The following is a 21064-nucleotide window of genomic DNA, read 5'->3' on the forward strand; positions in this document are numbered from 1 at the left end:
TCGGAACTAGGGAATCGTTACGGCGGAAATGCCGTAGCCCTTGCGGGCAAACACGGTATTTTCGCCCAGAGATAGGGTCGGTATCAAATCGTAGGTAAAAAACTCATCAATTCAGACTATTGCGGTAGTGGTATCGATCGGTCAAGTACAACCCCCGGCGAATTTCCATGGGGCGGTCACCATACGTATAAGACACCCTATCCACCTGCAACAACGGCGTCCCGGCGGGAACATTAAGCAGCGGACAGACCTCGGCCGGCGCGATCACCGCGCGCAGCTTTTCGTCCGCGCGCACCATGCTCACGCCGAATTCGGATTCGAACAGACCGTAGAGCGGCGCCTTGTTGGCGGTCAACAGCTCCAGGGTCAGTCCACGGAAGATGGAACCAGGCAGCCAGATGTCGTCCACGACGGTGGGCGTCTGCCCCATGGACAGCAGGCGGCGGATCATGACGACGGTTTCGCCGGCCCGCAGGTCCAGGGCGCGCGCGATCTCGGCGGGCGCACGCAGGCGCCGGCATTCCAGGATGCGGCTTTCCGCCCGGCCGGCCTCGCCTTCGTCGTCGGCGGCCAGGCGCAGGAAGCGGTAGCGCACGCGCGCTTCGTGGTGGGTGGCGACGAAAGTGCCCTTGCCCTGGCGGCGCAGCAGCATGTGCTCGGCAGCCAGCTCATCGACCGCCTTGCGCACCGTGCCCTGGCTCACCTGGAAACGGGCAGCCAGATCGATTTCGCTGGGGATGAGTTCACCGGGCTTCCATTCGCCGCGTTCCAGGCTCTGGACAAGCAGATCCTTGATTTGCCGGTAGAGCGGACTGAAAGCGGCCCCCTCGCCCGCCGTGCGGGCGGCGCGAATGCGTAAGGAGGTTTCGGGCCGGGGCTCTGCCATGGATCTTTTTGATTGAGTCATGTTTATCCGGAGGAAATGGGAGGGCGGCGCAAGGCAGCGAACCCATCCGCAATGCGCTGCTGCCGCCGGTGTTCTGGCTTGATACAGGCGCGCAACCGAAACCGGGTTGCGGCGCATTCGAATAAACGCTCTATTGTGGCATATCGGCCGGGACGCTGTCCAACGTCTTATGTCTTATATAAGATAGAAGAGCAATTGACGGACACGTAAATTCGATCTAGGATTCAACGCTGCCCGGGCCCCGCGCATGCCGCTGCGCGCGCCGTTGCACACGCGTTGATTTTCACGCCCAACGATTACACTGCTTGGTGAGATTTTTTCTCGCCAAACCATTACGGAGAACGTCCATGTCCAAGCCTGCCTTGCGTGTCGCCGTCACCGGCGCCGCCGGCCAAATCGGTTACGCACTGCTATTCCGCATCGCCTCGGGCGAAATGCTGGGTAAAGATCAACCCGTCATCCTGCAACTGCTGGAAATCCCCGACGAGAAAGCGCAAAAGGCCCTGAAGGGCGTCATCATGGAACTGGATGACTGCGCCTTCCCGCTGCTGCAAGAAGTCACCGCCCACAGCGATCCGCGCACCGCCTTCAAGGACGCCGACGTGGCCCTGCTGGTTGGCGCCCGCCCGCGCGGCCCCGGCATGGAACGCAAGGACCTGCTGTCGGTCAACGCCCAGATCTTCACGGCTCAGGGCAAGGCCCTGAACGACGTCGCCAGCCGCAACGTCAAGGTCCTGGTCGTCGGCAACCCGGCCAACACCAACGCCTACATCGCCATGAAGTCGGCGCCGGACCTGCCCGCCAAGAACTTCACCGCCATGCTGCGCCTGGACCACAACCGCGCCCTGTCGCAACTGTCCGCCAAGTCGGGCAAGCCGGTCGCCGCGATTGAAAAGCTGGTCGTGTGGGGCAACCACTCGCCCACGATGTACCCCGACTACCGCTTCGCCACCGTCGGCGGCGAATCGCTGTCCAAGCTGATCAACGACGACGCCTGGAACCGCGACACGTTCATCCCCACCGTGGGCAAGCGCGGCGCCGCCATCATCGAAGCCCGCGGCCTGTCCTCGGCCGCTTCGGCCGCCAACGCCGCCATCGACCACGTCCGTGACTGGGTCCTGGGCAGCAACGGCAAGTGGGTCACGATGGGCATCCCGTCGGACGGCTCCTACGGCATCCCCGAAGGCATCATCTACGGCGTGCCGGTCACGACCGAAAACGGCGAATACAAGCGCATCGAAGGCCTGGAAATCGACGCCTTCTCGCGCGAGCGCCTGGACTTCACGCTGAAAGAGCTCCTCGAAGAGCGCGACGGCGTCAAGGACCTGCTGAAGTAAGCAGCGCATGAGTAAAGAATTGGGCCCGTTTGCGCGGGCCCAATTCCTAGGCAAGACCGAAACATAAACCTGTCCCTTTGCCCCTGCGCAAAGAAATGTCGCGAAGGGGACAGATTTATTTTCCGGGCCCGCGGTAAGGTCAGGAACCAGGACGGGACGCGTCCCGGCCAGGCCTGCGACGCGCCAGTCCGCATTCCAGTCGTTTCATCCGGGGCCCATGAAAACACCCGGTCCAAATTACGGAGACCACCCATGTCCAGACCCGAATCCGCCGGCGCCCTCTTTCGCCGCGCGCTTGCCGAAGAAAGCCCCCTGCAGATCATCGGCGCCATCAACGCCAATCACGCGCTGCTGGCCAAGCGCGCCGGCTACCGCGCCATCTACCTGTCCGGCGGCGGCGTCGCGGCCGGTTCGCTGGGCCTGCCCGACCTGGGCATCAACACCATGGACGACGTCCTGACCGACGTGCGCCGCATCACCGACGTCTGCGACGTGCCGCTGGTGGTCGACATCGACACCGGCTTCGGCCCGTCGGCGTTCAACATCGCCCGCAGCGTCAAGAGCCTGATCAAGTTCGGCGCCGCCGCCTGCCACATCGAAGACCAGGTCGGCGCCAAGCGCTGCGGCCATCGCCCCGGCAAGGAAATCGTCTCGACCGAGGAAATGGCCGACCGCGTCAAGGCCGCGGCCGACGCCCGCACCGACACCGATTTCTACCTGATCGCCCGCACCGACGCGATCGCCTCGCATGGCGTGGATGCCGCCATCGAGCGCGCGCTGGCCTGCGTGGAAGCGGGCGCGGACGCGATCTTCGCCGAAGCCGCCTACGACCTGCCCACCTACGACCGCTTCGTCAAGGCGGTCAAGGTGCCGGTGCTGGCCAACATCACCGAATTCGGCAAGACGCCGCTGTTCTCGGTGGAAGAACTGAAGAGCGTGGGCGTGGGCATGGTGCTCTACCCGCTGTCGGCCTTCCGCGCCATGAACAAGGCCGCCGAAGCGGTCTACACCGCGATCCGCCGCGACGGCCACCAGAAGAACGTGGTGGACCTGATGCAGACGCGCGAGGAACTGTACGACCGCATCGGCTACCACGAATTCGAATCGAAGCTGGACGCGCTGTTCCAGAAGGGCAAGGCGTAAGCCCCCCCCCCGGTTTCCGGCGCCGCGGCAGCCGCCCGGCGCCTTGCATGCCCACCCCCAATAGCAACGACCATCGCGAAAGGAAGGAGTAGAGACATGAGCACGGCTCCCAAGAAGCAAGTGGCCAAGACGGACGCCCAGCCGGAAGAAAAAGCCGGCTTCAAGCCCAAGAAGTCGGTTGCGCTGTCCGGCGTCGTCGCCGGCAACACCGCGCTGTGCACGGTCGGCCGCAGCGGCAACGACCTGCACTACCGCGGCTACGACATCCTGGATATCGCCGACGCCAGCGAATTCGAGGAAATCGCCCACTTGCTGGTCCACGGCAAGCTGCCGAACAAGGCCGAACTGAAGGCCTACAAGGAAAAGCTGCGCAGCCTGCGCGGCCTGCCCGCCCAGCTGCAAGCCGCGCTGGAAGCCTTGCCCGCCGCCAGCCACCCGATGGACGTGATGCGCACCGCCGTGTCGGTGCTGGGCTGCGTGCTGCCTGAAAAAGACGATCACAACACCCCGGGCGCGCGCGACATCGCCGACCGCCTGATGGCCAACCTGGGCTCGGCCCTGCTGTACTGGTACCACTACAGCCACAACGGCCGCATCATCGACGTGCAGACCGACGACGACAGCATCGGCGGCCATTTCCTGCACCTGCTGCACGGCGAGAAGCCCAGCGACGAGTGGGTCAAGGCCATGCACATCTCGCTGAACCTGTACGCCGAACACGAGTTCAATGCGTCCACGTTCACCGCGCGCGTCATCGCCGGCACCGGCTCGGACATGTTCTCCGCGATCTCGGGCGCCATCGGCGCGCTGCGCGGCCCCAAGCACGGCGGCGCCAACGAAGTGGCCTTCGACGTGCAGAAGCGCTATGAAACCCCGGACGAGGCCGAGGCCGACATCCGCCGCCGCGTTGAAGCCAAGGAAGTTATCATCGGCTTTGGCCACCCTGTCTACACCGTGTCCGACCCGCGCAACAAGGTCATCAAGGAAGTGGCCAAGAAGCTGTCCAAGAAGGCCGGCAGCACCAAGATGTTCGACATCGCCGAACGCTTGGAAACGGTCATGTGGGACATCAAGAAGATGTTCCCCAACCTGGACTGGTTCTCGGCCGTCAGCTATCACATGATGGGAGTCCCCACCGCCATGTTCACGCCGCTGTTCGTCATCGCGCGCACGGCGGGCTGGTCGGCCCACATCATCGAGCAGCGCATCGACAACAAGATCATCCGCCCCACCGCCAACTACGTGGGCCCGGAAGACCAGAAGTTCGTGCCGCTGGAAAAGCGCAAGTAAGCCACGGCACCAGGGCGCGGACGAGGGCACGGCATGGCCACCTGTATTCATTCCATGGAGAGGTACCGCTATGTCTGCCCCGATCTCCAACGTCCGTCCCGATCCCGACCTGGTTCTGGTCGATATCGCCGACTACGTCCTGAAGTATGAAATCCAGAGCGGCCTGGCGTACGAAACGGCGCGCAACTGCCTGATCGACACGCTGGGCTGCGGCCTGGAAGCGCTGGAATATCCGGCGTGCAGGAAATTGCTGGGCCCCATCGTGCCCGGCACGACAGTACCCCACGGCGCCAAGGTGCCGGGCACGCAATTCCAGCTCGATCCCGTGCAGGCCGCCTTCAACATCGGCGCGATGATCCGCTGGCTGGACTTCAACGACACCTGGCTGGCCGCCGAATGGGGCCACCCGTCCGACAATCTGGGCGGCATCCTGGCCACCGCCGACTGGCTGTCCCGCACCGCGGTCGCGGCCGGCAAACCACCCCTGCTGATGCGCGACGTGCTGACCGGCATGATCAAGGCGCACGAGATCCAGGGCTGCATCGCACTGGAAAACTCCTTCAACAAGGTCGGCCTGGACCACGTCGTGCTGGTGAAAGTCGCCTCCACCGCCGTGGTGGCGCAGATGCTGGGCCTGAGCCGCGAGGAAGTGATCAACGCGGTGTCGCTGGCCTGGGTCGACGGCCAGAGCCTGCGCACCTACCGGCATGCCCCCAACACCGGCAGCAGGAAGAGCTGGGCCGCGGGCGACGCCACCAGCCGCGCCGTGCGCCTGGCGCTGATCGCCCGCACCGGCGAAATGGGCTATCCGTCCGTGCTGACGGCCAAGACCTGGGGCTTTTACGACGTGCTGTTCAAGGGCCAGCCGTTCCGGTTCCAGCGCCCCTACGGCAGCTACGTGATGGAAAACGTACTGTTCAAGATTTCGTTTCCGGCCGAATTCCATGCGCAGACCGCCGTCGAATGCGCAATGGAACTCCACGCCCGGCTGCAGGCCGCCGGCAAGAGCGCCGACGACTTCGCGAAAATCACCATCCGCACGCACGAAGCCTGCATCCGCATCATCGACAAGAAGGGGCCGCTGGCCAACCCGGCCGACCGGGACCACTGCATCCAGTACATGGTGGCGGTGCCGACGTTGTTCGGCCGCCTGACCGCGGCCGACTACGAGGATGCGGTGGCGCGCGATCCGCGCATCGACGCGCTGCGCGACAAGATCGTCTGCGTCGAAGACCCGGCCTACACCCGCGACTATCACGACCCCGACAAGCGTTCCATCGCCAATGCGCTGACGGTGGAATTCAAGGACGGCACGCGGCTGGACGAGATCGTCTGCGAGTACCCCATCGGCCACAAGCGCCGCCGCGCCGAAGGCATACCGCTGCTGGAAACCAAGTTCCGCACCAATCTGGCGCGCATGTTCCCCGCCCGCCAGCAGGAGCGCATCCTGCTGGCCTCGCTGGACCAGAAGCGGCTGGAAGCCATGCCGGTGCACGAGTACGTCGACCTGTATGTGATCTGAGCCGCCGTCCCGACCAGCCCCGTCCGCGGGGCTTGGCTTGCTGGCCTGAGCGCGCGGTGGCGCAGCTTACAATGCGGCTTTCTCGACTGGATCGCGCCATGGCCATGCTTTGGGTCAAGACCTTTCATATTGTCTTTATCGCTTCCTGGTTCGCCGGCCTGTTCTACCTGCCGCGCATATTCGTGAACCTGGCGCAGCAATCGGACCCCGCGGTCCATACCACCCTGCTGGGCATGGCGCGCCGCCTGTACCGCTTCACCACCATTCTGGCCATCGTCGCGGTCGTGTTCGGCATGTGGCTGTACCTGGGTTATGGCATCGGCGTGGGCCCCGGCAACGGCTGGATGCACGCCAAGCTCTTTTTCGTCCTGCTCGTCATCGGCTACCATCACGCCTGTGGCCTGATGCTGCGCAAATTCGAACAGGGCAAGAACACCCGTTCGCACAAGTTCTATCGCTGGTTCAACGAAGTTCCCGTCTTGCTGCTCTTGGTGGTGGTGGCGCTGGTCGTCGTCAAACCCTTCTGATACCCCCTACCTCTGCACATTCGCCAGGATTCGTATGTCCTCTGATGAACAGGACCGCCCGCGCAAGACGCTGACGATCAAGAAAACGGCGCGCGACGCCTATGCCGAAGACGCCCCCAAGCGCACCCGCACGGGCGCCCGCGCCCGCCTGGTCGCGCAACAGGAGCGCACCAAGGAAAGCATCGAACGCCAGAAGGATCCCGCCGCCTACCAGCGGCGCAAGGACGAGGAAGCCCGCGGCCCGCGCGGCGCCGGCCGCGGCCAGTCCGCGCGCGGCGCGTCGGATCGGGCCACGCCGGGACGCGGCGCCTCGGACCGGGCTGCCTCCGGGCGGCCTGCGCCGGACCGCAAGCGGGCCGACAGCCCGCGCCGCGAGACCGAGTCCGGCGGCCGCTCCGGCCGCGCCCCGCAGCGCGCGCCGCGCCTGCGCGACGATCAGTACATCGCGCCGGCCACGCCGGCGGGACGCTTCTACGACCCGTTCGAGGACGACGGTCCGGCGCCGGAATACCAGGCTGAACCCGAGCACGAATCGGATGCCGTTGACAGCCGCGAGCAACACGAAGACCGCCACGAACCCGCCGTCGAGGTCCGCAACCGCCGTCCGCGCGAAACCCGCCAGGCGGAAACGTTCCCCATCTTCGCCCCCTGCCCCCAAGGGCTGGAAGAGGCGCTGACGGCCGAAATGCAGGCGCTGGGCTTCGAGGACGCCCGGGCCGGCCGCGCTGGCTGCTCGTTCACGGCCGATTGGGCCGGCGTGCAGCGCGCCAACCTGTATTCGCGCCTGGCCACCCGCATCCTGGTGCAGGTCGCCCATGCCGAGATCTCGCACGAAGACGACATCCTCGACCTGGCCCGCGACACTCCCTGGGAGCGCTGGTTCGGCGCGGAGCAGACCTTGCGCGTGGACACCTCGGCCATCAAGAGCCCGGTGCAAAGCCTGCAGTACTGCAATTTGCGCGCCAAGGACGGCATTTGCGACCGCCTGCGCGAACTGGAAGGCGAACGCCCCAGCATCGACACCGTGCGTCCGGACGCACGCGTGCACCTGTTCCTGACCGGGCATACCGCGACGCTGTACCTGGACACCTCGGGCGAGTCGCTGTTCAAGCGCGGCTGGCGCCTGGACAAGGGCGAGGCGCCGCTGCGCGAGAACCTGGCCGCCGGCATGCTGGCGCTGGCGGGCTGGGATCCGGCCGCCCCGCTGCTGGATCCGTTCTGCGGATCGGGCACCATCCTGATCGAGGCCGCCTGGATCGCGCTGGGCGTGCCCCCGGGCATCTCGCGCCCGTTCGGCTTCGAACGCCTGCGCGGGCATGACGCCTACCGCTGGCGCGACCTGAAGGACGACGCCCGCGCGCGCATCCTGCCGCAGTTGGACGCGCCGTTGGTCGGCTACGACCTGGACCCGCAAGCCATCGAATTCGCCCGCAACAACGCCGAACGCGCCTGGCTGACCGAAGACTCGATCCGCTTCGAGGTCGGCGATGCCCGCCACGTCACCGCGCCCGCCGACCACGGCTGGATCGTCACCAACCCGCCCTACGGCGAGCGCATGGGGACGGAACAGGATGCGGATCTGTGGCGCGACTGGGCCACCTGCCTGAAGCGCAATTTCGCGGGCTGGCAGCTGCACGTCATCACCAGCGACCTGACGCTGCCCAACCAGCTGCGCCTGAAACCCAAGCGCCGCGTGCCCCTGCACAACGGTTCGCTGGACTGCCGCCTGTTCGGTTTCGAGCTGGTCGCGGCCGGTTACCGCGACGCCTGAGCGGCCTCGCGCCCCGGGCGGTTTCGCCCCCGGAGCGCCCCCCCTTTCGCCTTGAACAGCGCGTTGTAAAGGCGCCGCAACATGGCGCGCTTATCTTTGCTTATGGTTTTCCCCAGCACCGTTTGAGCGCATCATCGCACCAAGGTGTTGCCAATATGCACCGGGCACTTGCACAAATTCAGGGTTAACCCCTATAATTCGGGTTATCCCTAGTAGCTAAACAAACAGTGCAAGCCCGTGGAGGCTATTGTGATCAACCCGAACAACACCATCCGCCTGACCGACGAACTCGAGCGCCAACTGATGCTCCAGGCTATTGAAGAACAATTCCGTCCGCACCCGATGCGGGCGTTGGCCGCCGGCCTGCGTAAGCTGGCCCACGGCATCCGTGCCCTGGCTGGCAAGACGAGCGCCAAGAACGCGCACTCCGCCGCCTAAGCAAGGCCCAGGCTTACGGCCTGAACAGTTTTCCCCTTGGGGGCTGCATAGCCCCTTTTAAGACCCGCCCTTACCGGTGGGTTTTTTTTTGCCTTGGAAGGCCTGGGCTTTGTCGGATAATAGCGACCCATGACGACCGACGCCCTCCTCGACCAGACCCCCAACCGGCTGCGCCGGTTCGCCTGCATGATGTACGAAGCCGTGCTGCTGTTCGGCGTGGTGTTCCTGGCGGGCTACCTGCTGGACACCCTGACCCAAAGCAAGAACGCGCTGGAACTGCGCGGCGCCCGGCAGGCCTGGCTGTTCGTCGCCATCGGGGCGTACTTCGTGCTGTGCTGGCGCCGCCGCGGCCAGACCCTGCCCATGAAGACCTGGAACATCCGCCTGGTCGACCGCGACGGCAACACCCCGTCCACGCCCCGCCTGATGTTGCGCTACGTCCTCGTCTGGCCGCTGGTGCTGGCCGGCGCGGCGGTCGTGTGGGCGGCTGCCAGCGCCACCGGCTGGCCTTCGATGGACATGTTCATCGTCGCCGCGCCCTTCACCATCTTCATCTGGTCCTGGTTCGATCCCGACGGCCAGTTCCTGCACGACCGCATCCTGGGCACGCGGCTACGCAACGCGCCGCGGCACAAGAAGGCCCGCTAGCCCCCAGCCGGCGGCATCAGCCGCCGCGCCGTATACATCCTGCGACAAACGGCAACATCGTGCGCCGAATTAGCCGTTTGCTTTCAGAAAGTTGAAAGTCGACCGCAAAGACAATGGGGCCCCTTTTTTCAGACGCCCCAGAACCATCATGCGCGCTTTCCTTTCCCGTGTTGCGCTGGCCACCGCCAGCGCCCTGTTCCTGCTGCCCGCCGGTGCGCTCGCGCAGAACGCGGCCGCCCAGCAGGAGATCGAAGCGGCCACCAAGGCCGCCTTCGCCGCCGCCCAGGAGGGGCCCGCCGACGTCAAGCTGGGCGAGCAGGCGGTCGTGCATCTGCCCGAATCCATGTTCTTCGTGCCGCGCATGCAGGCGGACCGGCTGATGGCGGCCTACGGCAACGGCAAGGATCCTTCCCTGCTGGGCGTGGTGATGCCCAAGAGCGACGATGACGATTGGGTCATCACCGTCAATTTCGACAAGGCCGGCTACATCAAGGACGACGACGCCAAGAACTGGAACGTCAACGAATTGCTGGACAGCCTGCGCGAAGGCACCGAGCAGTCCAACGAAGAGCGCAAGAAGCGCGGTTTCCCCGAATTGATCATGGACGGCTGGGTCGAAGCGCCGAAGTACGACAGCAACTCGCAGCGCCTGGTCTGGTCGGTCGCGGTCAAGCACAAGGGCGAAAGCGCCACCGAGAACCCCACCGTCAACTACAACACCTACGCGCTGGGCCGCGACGGCTACATCACGCTGGACCTGATCACACAGAAGAGCATGGTGCCCAAGGACAAGACGGCCGTGCTGACCTTGCTGGACAACCTGAACTACGTCGAAGGCAAGCGCTACGCCGACTTCAATTCCTCGACCGACAAGGTGGCCGAGTACGGCCTGGCCGCCCTGGTGGCTGGCGTGGCGGCCAAGAAGCTGGGCCTGTTCGCCGTGATCGCCGCCTTCCTGGCGAAATTCGCCAAGGTCGGCGTGCTGGCCGCGGCTGCGCTGGGCGGCGGCCTGTGGAAGCGCCTGCGCGCCAAGAAGGCCAACCAACAGCAGCCCTGACCGCCGTTTCGGATCGCGGCCGCACTATGCCTTGAAACCGATGCGCGGCGGCCCGCCGTGCATCGCGAAACCTCGCCCGGCCGACACAACAGTGTCACGCGGCGTTCACGTTCCGGTCATCGCCGGATGGTTTCATTCCCAGGCATGAGCACAGCCCCTGGGAACGCGACCGTGAACGAAATCCGCCCCGCGCACTGGCGCGCCCTCTGGATTTCCGATATTCACCTGGGCACCGCCGGGTGCAAGGCGGAATTCCTCATAGACTTTCTCGACCACAACGATTCCGACACCCTTTACCTGGTGGGGGACATCGTCGACGGCTGGCAGCTGCGCAAGCACTGGCACTGGCCCCGGGCGCACAACGACGTCATCCAGCGCATCCTGCGCAAGGCGCGCAACGGCACCCGGGTCGTATTCATCCCGGGCAACCATGACGAATTCGCGCGCGAGTTCGCCGGATACGCCTTCGGCGACATCGAAATCCTGGACGAGGACGTGCACGTCACCGCCAAGGGACAGCGCCTGCTGGTGCTGCACGGCGACCAGTTCGACGGCGTGATCCAGCACAGCCGCTGGCTGGCCCATCTGGGCGACGGGCTCTATCAACTGGCGCTGTGGATCAACCATCATTTCAACCGGCTGCGCCACCGCCTGGGACTGCATTACTGGTCCCTGTCGCAATACCTGAAGCACAAGGTCAAGAACGCCGTGTCCTTCATCACGGACTTCGAAGAGGCGCTGGCGGGCGAAGCCCGGCGCCGGGGTCTGGACGGCGTGGTCTGCGGCCATATCCACAAAGCCGAACTGCGCTATGTGGGCGAGATCCTCTACTGCAACGACGGCGACTGGGTGGAGAGCCTGTCCGCCCTGGCGGAAACGCACGACGGCCAGCTCCAGCTGCTGGACTGGGCCGCCGTCATGGCGGAACGCGAAGCCGATCCCGCCACCCGGCCGCCCCGCTCGCTGACGCTGCCGGCCCTGCCGTCCGCGCTGCGCCGCCAGGGCAAACACCCGTGATAACCCGTATGCGTCCCCGTTACGCAACGGGGATGTTGCAGTTCACGGCCCTCTAGGTCATGCTTGCATCTGGGGCAACGGGCCAACTTGACCCGTTCACGCTGCAACATGCTCACAACATAGGGCCATGAACGACCAATATCAGGCGCTCTACCAAACATTCCGCTGGCTGGTACCCACCCAGTTCAACATCGCGGAAGCGTGCTGCCACCGCTGGGCATCCAGTAGTCCGGATGCGCGGCGCATTGCCATCTACTACGAAGATGAATCTGGCAACCGCGAGGTCTGGACCTATGCCCGCCTGGCGGAAGCGGCCAATCAGCTGGCCAACGGCCTGGTGAAAATGGGCGTCGGGCGCGGCGACCGCGTCGGTGTGGTGCTGGGACAACGGCCCGAGACCGTGGTGGCCCATATGGCCATCTACAGCGTCGGCGCCGTGGTGCTGCCGCTGTCCGCCCTGTTCGGCCCGGAAGCCCTGGAAAGCCGCCTGCGCGACTCGGAAACCCGCGTCGCGATCGTGGATTACGCCTCCAGCGCCAACCTGCTGGCCGTGAGCGACAACTGTCCCAACCTGCAGCAGATCATCGGCATCGGCTTCGCCGACGAACGTGTTTTGCCCTGGCGCAGCCTGCTGGCGCGCCAACCCAGCGAATTCAAGATGGTCCAGACCCGTTCCTCGGATCCGGCCATTCTGCTCTATACCTCCGGCACCACCGGCGCCCCCAAGGGCGCGCTGCTGCCGCACAGCGTGCTGATCGGCAACCTGCCGGGCTTCGTCGCCTCCCAGGACTGGTTCCCCAAGCCCGCCGACGTGTTCTGGTCGCCGGCCGACTGGGCCTGGACCGGCGGCATGATGGACGCCCTGCTGCCCACCCTGTACTTCGGACACCCCATCGTCGGCACGCGCGGCCGCTTCTCGGTCGAGCGCGCATTCGAACTCCTGGAACGCTACCAGGTCACCAACACCTTCCTCTTCCCCACCGCGCTCAAGATGATGATGAAGGCGGTGCCGGAGCCGCGCGGCCGCTACCAGCTGGCCCTGCGTTCCATCATGAGCGCCGGCGAAAGCGTGGGCGAGACCGTCTTCGAATGGTGCCAATCGGCGCTGGGCGTGACGCCCAACGAAATGTTCGGCCAGACGGAAATGAACTACGTGGTGGGCAACAGCCAGAAGCGCTGGCCCGCCAAGCCTGGCAGCATGGGCCGCCCCTACCCCGGCCACAACGTCGCGGTGCTGGACGAGGACGGCAAGCCCGTGGCGCCCGGCGCCACCGGCGAGATCGCCGTCAACCGGCTCGACATCCATGGCTATCCGGATCCCGTGATGTTCCTGGGCTACTGGCGCAATGAAGCCGCCACCCAGGCCAAGTTCAAGGGCGACTGGTGCCTGACCGGCGACCTGGCCAAGATCGACGCCGACGGCTACCTCTGGTACGCGGGCCGCGCCGACGACGTCTTCAAGTCCGCCGGCTACCGCATCGGCCCGGGCGAAATCGAAAGCTGCCTGATCGGCCATCCGGCCGTGGCCAACGCCGCGGTCGTGCCCAAGCCCGACGCCGAGCGCGGCGCCCTGGTCAAGGCCTACGTGGTGCTGACGCCGGAATTCGCGCAGCGCGACCGCAACGACATCATCGAGAACCTGCAGGAACATGTGCGCGAGCGCCTGGCCCCATACGAGTACCCCAAGGAGATCGAATTCGTCGACGAGCTGCCCATGACCACCACCGGTAAAATCCAGCGCCGCATCCTGCGCCTGCGCGAAGAAGAGCGCTCGCGGATGACCGCAGGCATTACAGACGCGCCGCACGCCCCCAAGGCGTGAAGCCGCAACCGGAGACCTAGGCATGCCCATTTACCAGCTCGACGACCTGATTCCCCGCATCGACCCGGCGGCCTACGTGGCCGACAGCGCCGACATCATCGGCAACGTAACGCTGGAGGCAGGCGTCAGCATCTGGTCCAACGTGTCGATCCGCGGCGACAACGACGCCATCCTGATCAAGAGCGGCACCAATATCCAGGAAGGCAGCGTGCTGCATGTGGACGACGGCTGTCCCATGACCATCGGCCCCAACGTGACGGTGGGCCATCAAGCCATGCTGCACGGCTGTACCATCCACGAAGGCGCCCTCGTGGGCATGCAGGCCATCGTGCTGAACAACGCGGTCATCGGCCGCAACTGCCTGATCGGCGCCGGCGCGATCATTCCCGAAGATCGCATCATTCCCGACAACTCCCTGGTCATCGGCATCGGCAAGATCGTCCGCGAACTCTCGGCCGAGGAAATCGCCAATCTGCACAAGAACACCGCCCATTACGTGGCGCGCGGCCAACACTACAAGACCGCGCTGAAACGGATCGGCTGAGCGCCCCGGGGCGGCGCTTCGACCCTGCTGGCGGCAGGGGGAATAGATGGGCCTGATCGGCTAACATTCCTCCATGACCGATCAGCTCAAGAAATACCTTACCGAAGACCGCAGCGTCCGCATCCAGGCCGTGCGCCTGGACGCGACCTGGAAGGCCGTGCAGGCCAATCACGACTATCCTCCCGCCATCACCCACCTGCTGGGCGAACTGGTGGCGGCGTCCACGCTGCTGGCCGCCAACATCAAGTTCGACGGCTCGCTGGTGCTGCAGATCCAGGGCGACGGCCCCATCGCCCTGCTGGTGGTGGAATGCCGCAACGACCTGAGCCTGCGCGCCACCGTCAAGATGCGCGAAGGCCACGAGGTACCCAGCGATGGCAACATGCAAAGCCTGCTGAACCCGGGCGGCAACGGCCGTTTCATCGTGGTGCTGGACCCGCAGCGCAAGCTGCCGGGCCAGCAGGCCTACCAGGGCATCGTGCCCCTGCAGGGCGACACCGTGGCCGAAGCGCTGCAGCACTACATGAAGGCCTCCGAACAGCTGGATACCCGGCTGTGGCTGGCGGCCGACGCCGACCATGCCACGGGCATGCTGATCCAGCGCCTGCCCTACCATGGCGGCTCGGACGCGCCCGCGCTCACCGAACAGAACGCCGCCGAAACCTGGGACCGCGCCTGCGCCCTGGCCGGCACCATCAAGCGCGACGAACTGCTGGCCACCGACATCGACACGCTGATCCATCGCCTGTTCTGGGAGGAAACCCTGGTGGCGTTCGATCCGCTGGCGGTGCGCTGGCACTGCCCCTGCACCCGCGAACGCGTGGCCAGCATGCTGCGCACGCTGGGCCAGGAAGAGATCAACAGCATCCTGGCCGAACGCGGCCAGGTCGACGTGGCCTGCGACTTCTGCGGCAAACCGTATAAGTTCGACTCCGTCGACTGTGCCACCTTGTTCTCGTCCGGCACGGCTCCCTCCGCGGACGAACCTCCCACGGTGCACTGATCCACACCGGCGGCCTGGCCGCCGGGACGTTTCGATCACACCGGCTTATCCTCATCGACAGGCGGTCATGCCTGCGCCAGACTGCGCAGCCATGACCGCCTTTTTTCATGCTCCCTCCTGCCGGCAACACGGCGCCGCCGCCATCGAATTCGCGGTGGCTGGCGCCGTGGTGCTGCTGCTGGGCTTGCTGGCGATCGAGGCCGCCCGCTGGCAGGGTGTGCGCCAGATGGCCTATCTGGCGCTGATGGAGGCGGCGCGCGCCGGCGCTACCGGCAACGGCGATCCCGCGCGCATGCGGACGGCCTTTCTGCAGGCCCTGCTGCCGCGCCACGCGGACCCGCAAGGCCAGACTGGCGCGCGCCGCCGCCAAGCTGACGAGCAAGCCGAGCTGGCTGCCATTTCGGGCACCCACCCCTGGCGCATCGAAGTCCTGCTGCCCGATGAGCAATCGTTCCGCGAACACGCCCGCCCGGACCTCAAGGTGCCCGCGGCGTCAGGCCTGCGCGCCATCGACAACGGCTACCAGGACCTGCAGCATGCGCGCCGGCCGCCGCATCCGGGCGGACAGACCATCTTCCAGGCCAACACCTTGAAGCTGCGGCTGACCTATCTGCACAAGCCGCTGCTGCCGCCCTTGCGGGCATTGCTGGCCGCGCTGGGCGCCGATCGCGGCAGCTATGCCGGCAACGCGCAGGCCCGGGGCCTGTTGCCCTTGCGCATGGAACTGGAAACAGAGATGCACTCGCACCCGGTGGATTGGGCGCGCAGGACGCCGCAACCCGCCGGCATCGTGTACGGCGAATGCCGCAGCATGCGCTGCGGCTGAACGGAACGGGGGGATGAACAGGAACGGCAGCCGGCGCTCAGTGCCGGGTATTGGCCTGATTGGCGGGCTTGGGAGGCGTCGCCGCCGGGCGGGCCGCCGGCGCGCTGGCGCGCGCGGGCGTGGCCGGCTTGGCCGCGGCGTCGGCAGCCAAAGAGGCGCCGCCAGCCGGGGCCGGGGTGTTCTGCGGCAGGATGTGCACGAACACCTCGCCGTCGCGCATCATGCCCAGTTCGCCGCGGGCGCGTTCCTCGATGGCGCCGGAGCCACCTTCGAGGTCGCGCACTTCCGCTTCCAATGCGGCATTGCGCGCGCGCAGGCCTTCGTTGGTCTCGCGTTGCTCCGCCACCTGGCGTTGCAGATCCCAGACCTTGAACCACCCGCCCTTACCCAGCCACAGCGGGTATTGGATCAGGCCTAGCAGCACGAACAGCACCAGGAACAACAGGCGCATACGCGGGAACCCTCAGCAGTCGTGGCGTGGATGCGGCCCCAGGATTGCGCCGGGGGCCGCGCTTCTCATCAACGCAGGTTGTAAAAAGCTTCCAAGCCAGGATACGACGCGACTTCAGCCAGCTCTTCCTCGATGCGCAGGAGCTGGTTGTACTTGGCCATGCGGTCCGAACGCGACAGCGAACCCGTCTTGATCTGCATGGCGTTGGTCGCCACGGCGATGTCGGCGATGGTGGAGTCCTCGGTTTCGCCCGAACGGTGCGACACGACGGCGGTGTAGCCGGCGCGCTTGGCCATTTCGATGGCAGCGAAGGTCTCGGTCAGGGTGCCGATCTGGTTGATCTTGATGAGGATCGAGTTGGCGACGCCCTTCTGGATGCCTTCGCGCAGGATCTTGGTGTTGGTGACGAAGAGGTCGTCGCCCACCAGCTGCACCTTCTTGCCCAACTGGTCGGTCAGGAGCTTCCAGCCTTCCCAGTCGTTTTCGGCCATGCCGTCTTCGATCGAGATGATCGGGTACTTGTCGCACCAGGTGGCCAGCAGGTTGGTGAATTCCTGCGAGGACAGCGAGATGCCGCCTTCGCCGGCCAGCGTGTACTTGCCGTCGCGGTAGAACTCGGAGCTGGCGCAATCCAGGCCCAGGGCGATCTGCGTGCCCGGCTCGTAGCCGGCTTCGGTGATGGCCTTCAGGATCAGCTGGATGGCGGCTTCATGGCTGGCCACGTTGGGCGCGAAACCGCCCTCGTCGCCCACTGCCGTGGACATGCCCTGGCCGTGGATCAGCTTCTTCAGCATATGGAAGACTTCGGCGCCCCAGCGCAGGGCTTCGCGGAAGCTGCCCGCGCCCACCGGCAGAATCATCAGTTCCTGCAGGTCCAGCGTGTTGTTGGCGTGCGCGCCGCCGTTGATGACGTTCATCATCGGCACGGGCATGCTCATGGGGCCGCTGCCGCCGAAATAGCGGTACAGGGACAGGCCCGATTCGTCGGCGGCGGCACGGGCCACGGCCATGGAGGCAGCCAGGATCGCGTTGGCGCCCAGGCGTTCCTTGGATTCGGTGCCGTCCAGCTCGATCAGGGTGCGATCGACGAAGGTCTGTTCCTGGGCGTCCAGGCCCATCAGGGCTTCCGAGATTTCCGTATTCAGGTTCTCGACGGCGCGCAGCACGCCCTTGCCCAGATAACGGCTCTTGTCGCCGTCGCGCAGCTCGATGGCTTCGCGCGCGCCGGTGGACGCGCCCGACGGCACGGCCGCGCGGCCCATGGCGCCGGACTCCAGCAGCACATCGCATTCGACGGTGGGGTTGCCGCGCGAATCCAGAATCTCGCGGCCGATGATATCGACGATAGCACTCATGACTTTACATTCCCTGAACGATAAACATATTCATGACAGCCGCGCCTTCGCGGGCATTGCGGGCGCGGCGGTACTGCCAGGAGTCGTAGAAAGCCTGGGCCGCGGTCATGGAGGGGAACTCCATGACGACGGTACGGCCAGGCTCACGGCCCTCGAGGTGCCTGGAATCGCCGCCGCGCACCAGGATCTTCGCATCGTACGCGCGCATCGCGAGCGTGGACAGACGCTTGTAATCCTCGTACTGCGCGGGCTTGGTCACTGAGACGTCGGCGATGAGGTAGGCACTCATGGGATTCCTTCAGAGCAGTTGCGTTGGTTTCGGTCTGACGCCGGATACGGCGACGCCGCCAGTGTCGCGCAAGGCGGCCGGGCGACGCATATCCGATGCTAATTGGTTGTATCCGAAAGAAGCGCCGCCGTATAGGGCGGCGCTGAGGCGGCGGCCCGCGGTCCCGAAGATCCGCTTACGGAACTCCAGACCGCAGACGCGCATTACGCCTCCTGACCGCGACGAGCCTTCTGCTCGATGGCGGCGCGGATATAGCTGGCGAACAACGGGTGGCCGTCACGCGGGGTCGACGTGAACTCCGGGTGGAACTGCACGCCCACGAACCACGGGTGGTCGGGCAATTCCATCATTTCCGGCAGATTCTCGGTCGGCGTGCGGGCGCTGATCACCATGCCGGCTTCTTCCAGGCGCGGCACGTAGACGTTGTTGACCTCGTAGCGATGGCGGTGACGCTCGTTCACTTCGTCGCCGTAGATCGACTGCGCGCGGGTGCCCGGCTTGATCGGCACGCGCTGTGCGCCCTTGCGCATGGTGCCGCCCAGGTCGGACGACTGGTTACGCTTTTCGACCTTGCCTTCGCGGTCCATCCATTCGGTGATCAGGGCCACCACGGGATGCGGCGCGGACGGATCGAATTCCGTGCTGTTGGCGCCGCCCAGGCCGGCGACGTGGCGCGCGAACTCGATCACGGCCAGCTGCATGCCCAGGCAGATGCCCAGGTACGGCACGCCGTTTTCACGGGCGTAGCGGATCGCGGCGATCTTGCCTTCGGTGCCGCGCTTGCCGAAGCCGCCCGGAACCAGGATGGCATCCAGGTGCTTGAGCTGGTCGGTGCCGCGGGTTTCGATGTCTTCGGAGTCGATGTACTCGATGTTGATCTTCGAGCGCGTGTGGATGCCGGCGTGTACCAGGGCTTCCGTCAGCGACTTGTACGACTCGGTCAGGTCGACGTACTTGCCGACCATGCCGATGGTGAGCTGGTGCTGCGGGTGCTCCAGCGCTTCGACCAGGTTGTCCCACATGGACAGGTCGGCCGGCGGCGGGGTCAGGCCCAGCGCTTCGCAGACGATGTTGTCCACGCCCTGCGCATGCAGCATCGCCGGGATCTTGTAGATCGAATCGGCGTCCCAGACGGAGATGACCGCGTCCAGGGGCACGTTGGAGAACATCGAGATCTTGGCGCGCTCGTCGTCCGGGATGCGGCGGTCGGCGCGGCACAGCAGCGCGTTCGGGTAGATGCCGATTTCGCGCAGCTTCTGCACCGAGTGCTGGGTCGGCTTGGTCTTGAGCTCGCCGGCCGACGCGATGAAGGGCACCAGCGTCAGGTGCACGAAGGCGGCGTTGTTGCGGCCCATGCGCAGGCTCATCTGGCGCGCGGCTTCCAGGAACGGCAGGGACTCGATGTCACCCACGGTGCCGCCGATCTCGACGATCGCGACGTCAGTGTTGCCGTTCCAGGCGGCTTCGGCGCCACGGGCGATGAAGTCCTGGATTTCGTTGGTGATGTGCGGAATGACCTGGACGGTCTTGCCCAGGTAGTCGCCGCGGCGCTCCTTGCGGAGTACCGATTCGTAGATCTGGCCGGTGGTGAAGTTGTTCACCTTGTGCATGCGAGCCGAAATGAAACGCTCGTAGTGGCCAAGGTCCAGGTCGGTTTCGGCGCCGTCTTCCGTGACGAACACCTCGCCATGCTGGAACGGGCTCATGGTGCCCGGATCGACGTTGATGTACGGGTCGAGCTTCAGCATGGTGACTTGCAGGCCACGCGACTCGAGGATGGCGGCGAGCGACGCAGCGGCGATGCCTTTGCCCAGGGAAGACACCACACCGCCGGTGACAAATACGTATTTGGTCATCGTAATGAGCACCCGGGACGAGCGGGCGCGTGCGGGAAATTTGGATTATAGCCGGGAGGCGGAGCTTATTTGGGTTTTCCCCTAGCTCCGGGGCGTAACATTTGGCAGCACTCGAATCGGCGCAAGGGCCATCGCCTTGTGTGGCGCGGCGCAGCGCCGTGCTATGTTCGATCCCTATTTTTCTGCTTGCTGTTTTTTCTCAACATTCCATCCTTTCGCCGATGACCGATCCCGCCCGATCCTCCTACTCGCTCGCCTGGCGTCTTGCGCTGACCGCCGTTTTCCTGCGCCTGGCTTACTCGGCGCTGGTCCAGTCGTACAGCCTGCTGGCCCTGCCCCAGTTCGAGCAAATGCGGGAGATGTACAGCCAGCCGCAGTTCCTGGCGCCGCTGCTGGCCCATATCGTCGCGGGCGCGGTGATCGCCGGACTGACCGCCTGGGGAGCGATGCGAGGCTGGCTGGCGCGCCATGACACCCAGGCGGTGACCGAGCCGCGCAAGCTGTTCGGCACCTTCATCGCGCTGTTTCTGCTTTACACCCTGGCGGTGGCGGCCGGCATCGCCTTCCTGCAAAACACGCTGATGCGCTTCGTCATGGACCATCGCGACGTGCTGCAGGAACGGCTCGGCTTCGGCATGATCGGCCAGTTTCTGGCCCTGAACACCATCACCAAGCTCGTGAGCATCGTGCTGGAGATCATCGGCATCTGCGTCATCGTGCGCATTGCCGCCTGGACCGTGCAGCCCGCAGGCCCGGCCGGCGGCCCGGCCTATGAACGGCGCCATGCCGCCTGGACAACCGGGCTGACCGTGCTGGTCTGGCAACTGACCGTTTCGATCTCGTTGGGCGGCTTCCTGCAGATGCAGGCTCAGGGCGCTGGCTGGACGGCGTACGCGCTGGGCTATCTGGTCCTGCCCGCGGCCCTGCTGGGTCTATGCACCCTGGTCTGCCTGAACGTCCTGCCGCGCCCGATCGGCGCGGCCCGATTCGGGCGGGCCGTCGCCCACGGTTCCATCGCCTTCTGGCTGGCGCAGGCGCTGGGCATAGGTTTGGGATTCCTGGCCGTCCGGGCGATGACCTGGGGGCAACTGATGCGCGCCGCGGAATCCCATGCGGCCGCCGGCCTGACGCTGCTGGCCTATGGCGCGCTGCTGGCCTTGGGCTGCCTGATCGGCAGGCTCGCGCTGTATCCCGGCGCCAAGGCTGCCACGCCCGCAAGCTGACCTGATTTCGCGCAAAGCAAAAGGCCGCGGGCATTGCG

The 21064-nt window shown here is 65.7% G+C and carries 20 protein-coding genes; 15 read left to right on the forward strand and 5 right to left on the reverse strand.

The window, feature by feature from the left end; translation table 11 throughout:
- Positions 1-106: 106 nt before the first annotated feature.
- A complete protein-coding gene (locus NGK62_RS02755) occupies positions 107-886 on the reverse strand; it encodes a GntR family transcriptional regulator (RefSeq protein ID WP_042792450.1) in 780 nt (259 codons plus the stop codon).
- 368 nt (positions 887-1254) lie between these two features.
- Here NGK62_RS02755 and NGK62_RS02760 point away from each other — a divergent pair, with 368 nt between their 5' ends.
- The 14 genes from NGK62_RS02760 to NGK62_RS02825 all read left to right on the forward strand — a co-directional run bounded on the left by NGK62_RS02760 (position 1255) and on the right by NGK62_RS02825 (position 15852).
- Positions 1255-2244 (forward strand): malate dehydrogenase, encoded by a 990-nt coding sequence (locus NGK62_RS02760; RefSeq protein ID WP_088139105.1) that lies wholly within the window; start codon positions 1255-1257, stop codon positions 2242-2244.
- A 252-nt stretch (positions 2245-2496) separates the two neighbouring features.
- On the forward strand, positions 2497-3387 hold the full coding sequence (prpB, locus tag NGK62_RS02765; protein WP_054450739.1) for a methylisocitrate lyase: 891 nt from the start codon (positions 2497-2499) through the stop codon (positions 3385-3387).
- Positions 3388-3483: 96 nt separating this feature from the next.
- Positions 3484-4677 (forward strand): bifunctional 2-methylcitrate synthase/citrate synthase, encoded by a 1194-nt coding sequence (prpC, locus tag NGK62_RS02770; RefSeq protein WP_042792448.1) that lies wholly within the window; start codon positions 3484-3486, stop codon positions 4675-4677.
- Between the two features lie 70 nt (positions 4678-4747).
- Positions 4748-6199: a bifunctional 2-methylcitrate dehydratase/aconitate hydratase gene (locus NGK62_RS02775; RefSeq protein WP_251877337.1), complete on the forward strand. Its 1452-nt coding sequence runs from the start codon at positions 4748-4750 to the stop codon at positions 6197-6199.
- A 98-nt stretch (positions 6200-6297) separates the two neighbouring features.
- Entirely contained in the window at positions 6298-6726 is a 429-nt protein-coding gene (locus tag NGK62_RS02780) for a CopD family protein (protein ID WP_187524030.1), read from the forward strand.
- A 34-nt stretch (positions 6727-6760) separates the two neighbouring features.
- The gene (locus NGK62_RS02785) at positions 6761-8497 is read left to right on the forward strand and encodes a THUMP domain-containing class I SAM-dependent RNA methyltransferase (protein ID WP_251877339.1); all 1737 of its coding nucleotides are present in this window, start codon (positions 6761-6763) and stop codon (positions 8495-8497) included.
- Between the two features lie 249 nt (positions 8498-8746).
- Positions 8747-8935 (forward strand): hypothetical protein, encoded by a 189-nt coding sequence (locus NGK62_RS02790; protein WP_006389355.1) that lies wholly within the window; start codon positions 8747-8749, stop codon positions 8933-8935.
- A 129-nt stretch (positions 8936-9064) separates the two neighbouring features.
- Positions 9065-9583 carry an RDD family protein gene (locus NGK62_RS02795; RefSeq protein WP_059374672.1) on the forward strand — a complete coding sequence of 173 codons (519 nt, stop codon included), beginning with the start codon at positions 9065-9067 and terminating at the stop codon, positions 9581-9583.
- A gap of 148 nt (positions 9584-9731) precedes the next feature.
- On the forward strand, positions 9732-10640 hold the full coding sequence (locus NGK62_RS02800) for a DUF2167 domain-containing protein (RefSeq protein ID WP_251877341.1): 909 nt from the start codon (positions 9732-9734) through the stop codon (positions 10638-10640).
- 126 nt (positions 10641-10766) lie between these two features.
- A complete protein-coding gene (locus NGK62_RS02805) occupies positions 10767-11657 on the forward strand; it encodes a UDP-2,3-diacylglucosamine diphosphatase (protein ID WP_373429004.1) in 891 nt (296 codons plus the stop codon).
- A gap of 127 nt (positions 11658-11784) precedes the next feature.
- Entirely contained in the window at positions 11785-13479 is a 1695-nt protein-coding gene (locus tag NGK62_RS02810; RefSeq protein ID WP_059374678.1) for an acetate--CoA ligase, read from the forward strand.
- 22 nt (positions 13480-13501) lie between these two features.
- Positions 13502-14023 (forward strand): gamma carbonic anhydrase family protein, encoded by a 522-nt coding sequence (locus NGK62_RS02815; protein ID WP_059374679.1) that lies wholly within the window; start codon positions 13502-13504, stop codon positions 14021-14023.
- Between the two features lie 73 nt (positions 14024-14096).
- Complete coding sequence (hslO, locus tag NGK62_RS02820) at positions 14097-15026, forward strand: Hsp33 family molecular chaperone HslO (RefSeq protein ID WP_059374681.1); 930 nt, start codon at positions 14097-14099, stop codon at positions 15024-15026.
- A gap of 91 nt (positions 15027-15117) precedes the next feature.
- Positions 15118-15852: a TadE/TadG family type IV pilus assembly protein gene (locus NGK62_RS02825; protein WP_251877343.1), complete on the forward strand. Its 735-nt coding sequence runs from the start codon at positions 15118-15120 to the stop codon at positions 15850-15852.
- A 37-nt stretch (positions 15853-15889) separates the two neighbouring features.
- Here NGK62_RS02825 and ftsB read toward each other — a convergent pair whose 3' ends face one another.
- The 4 genes from ftsB to pyrG form a co-directional block, all read right to left on the reverse strand.
- Complete coding sequence (ftsB, locus tag NGK62_RS02830) at positions 15890-16303, reverse strand: cell division protein FtsB (RefSeq protein WP_059374685.1); 414 nt, start codon at positions 16301-16303, stop codon at positions 15890-15892.
- 68 nt (positions 16304-16371) lie between these two features.
- Positions 16372-17658, reverse strand: coding sequence for a phosphopyruvate hydratase (gene eno / locus NGK62_RS02835; protein WP_054450719.1), 1287 nt, complete (start codon positions 17656-17658; stop codon positions 16372-16374).
- 4 nt (positions 17659-17662) lie between these two features.
- On the reverse strand, positions 17663-17947 hold the full coding sequence (locus NGK62_RS02840; RefSeq protein ID WP_013392289.1) for a DUF1330 domain-containing protein: 285 nt from the start codon (positions 17945-17947) through the stop codon (positions 17663-17665).
- A gap of 203 nt (positions 17948-18150) precedes the next feature.
- Positions 18151-19803 (reverse strand): CTP synthase, encoded by a 1653-nt coding sequence (pyrG, locus tag NGK62_RS02845; RefSeq protein WP_054450715.1) that lies wholly within the window; start codon positions 19801-19803, stop codon positions 18151-18153.
- Positions 19804-20024: 221 nt separating this feature from the next.
- Here pyrG and NGK62_RS02850 point away from each other — a divergent pair, with 221 nt between their 5' ends.
- A complete protein-coding gene (locus NGK62_RS02850; protein ID WP_059374686.1) occupies positions 20025-21026 on the forward strand; it encodes a hypothetical protein in 1002 nt (333 codons plus the stop codon).
- Positions 21027-21064 lie beyond the last annotated feature (38 nt).

It is taken from the genome of Achromobacter sp. Marseille-Q4954, from assembly GCF_943737025.1.
Lineage (GTDB): Bacteria > Pseudomonadota > Gammaproteobacteria > Burkholderiales > Burkholderiaceae_B > Achromobacter > Achromobacter bronchisepticus_A.

Bases quoted from the DNA above. Each gene is read 5' to 3' on its own strand.
- NGK62_RS02775 (WP_251877337.1), top strand. From the start codon at position 4,748: ATGTCTGCCCCGATCTCCAACGTCCGTCCCGATCCCGACCTGGTTCTG.
- ftsB (WP_059374685.1), bottom strand. From the start codon at position 16,303: ATGCGCCTGTTGTTCCTGGTGCTGTTCGTGCTGCTAGGCCTGATCCAA.
- NGK62_RS02810 (WP_059374678.1), top strand. From the start codon at position 11,785: ATGAACGACCAATATCAGGCGCTCTACCAAACATTCCGCTGGCTGGTA.
- NGK62_RS02805 (WP_373429004.1), top strand. From the start codon at position 10,767: ATGGTTTCATTCCCAGGCATGAGCACAGCCCCTGGGAACGCGACCGTG.
- NGK62_RS02795 (WP_059374672.1), top strand. From the start codon at position 9,065: ATGACGACCGACGCCCTCCTCGACCAGACCCCCAACCGGCTGCGCCGG.
- NGK62_RS02760 (WP_088139105.1), top strand. From the start codon at position 1,255: ATGTCCAAGCCTGCCTTGCGTGTCGCCGTCACCGGCGCCGCCGGCCAA.
- pyrG (WP_054450715.1), bottom strand. From the start codon at position 19,803: ATGACCAAATACGTATTTGTCACCGGCGGTGTGGTGTCTTCCCTGGGC.
- NGK62_RS02850 (WP_059374686.1), top strand. From the start codon at position 20,025: ATGACCGATCCCGCCCGATCCTCCTACTCGCTCGCCTGGCGTCTTGCG.
- NGK62_RS02785 (WP_251877339.1), top strand. From the start codon at position 6,761: ATGTCCTCTGATGAACAGGACCGCCCGCGCAAGACGCTGACGATCAAG.
- NGK62_RS02800 (WP_251877341.1), top strand. From the start codon at position 9,732: ATGCGCGCTTTCCTTTCCCGTGTTGCGCTGGCCACCGCCAGCGCCCTG.
- prpB (WP_054450739.1), top strand. From the start codon at position 2,497: ATGTCCAGACCCGAATCCGCCGGCGCCCTCTTTCGCCGCGCGCTTGCC.
- eno (WP_054450719.1), bottom strand. From the start codon at position 17,658: ATGAGTGCTATCGTCGATATCATCGGCCGCGAGATTCTGGATTCGCGC.
- NGK62_RS02825 (WP_251877343.1), top strand. From the start codon at position 15,118: ATGACCGCCTTTTTTCATGCTCCCTCCTGCCGGCAACACGGCGCCGCC.
- NGK62_RS02780 (WP_187524030.1), top strand. From the start codon at position 6,298: ATGGCCATGCTTTGGGTCAAGACCTTTCATATTGTCTTTATCGCTTCC.
- prpC (WP_042792448.1), top strand. From the start codon at position 3,484: ATGAGCACGGCTCCCAAGAAGCAAGTGGCCAAGACGGACGCCCAGCCG.
- NGK62_RS02815 (WP_059374679.1), top strand. From the start codon at position 13,502: ATGCCCATTTACCAGCTCGACGACCTGATTCCCCGCATCGACCCGGCG.
- NGK62_RS02840 (WP_013392289.1), bottom strand. From the start codon at position 17,947: ATGAGTGCCTACCTCATCGCCGACGTCTCAGTGACCAAGCCCGCGCAG.
- hslO (WP_059374681.1), top strand. From the start codon at position 14,097: ATGACCGATCAGCTCAAGAAATACCTTACCGAAGACCGCAGCGTCCGC.
- NGK62_RS02755 (WP_042792450.1), bottom strand. From the start codon at position 886: ATGGCAGAGCCCCGGCCCGAAACCTCCTTACGCATTCGCGCCGCCCGC.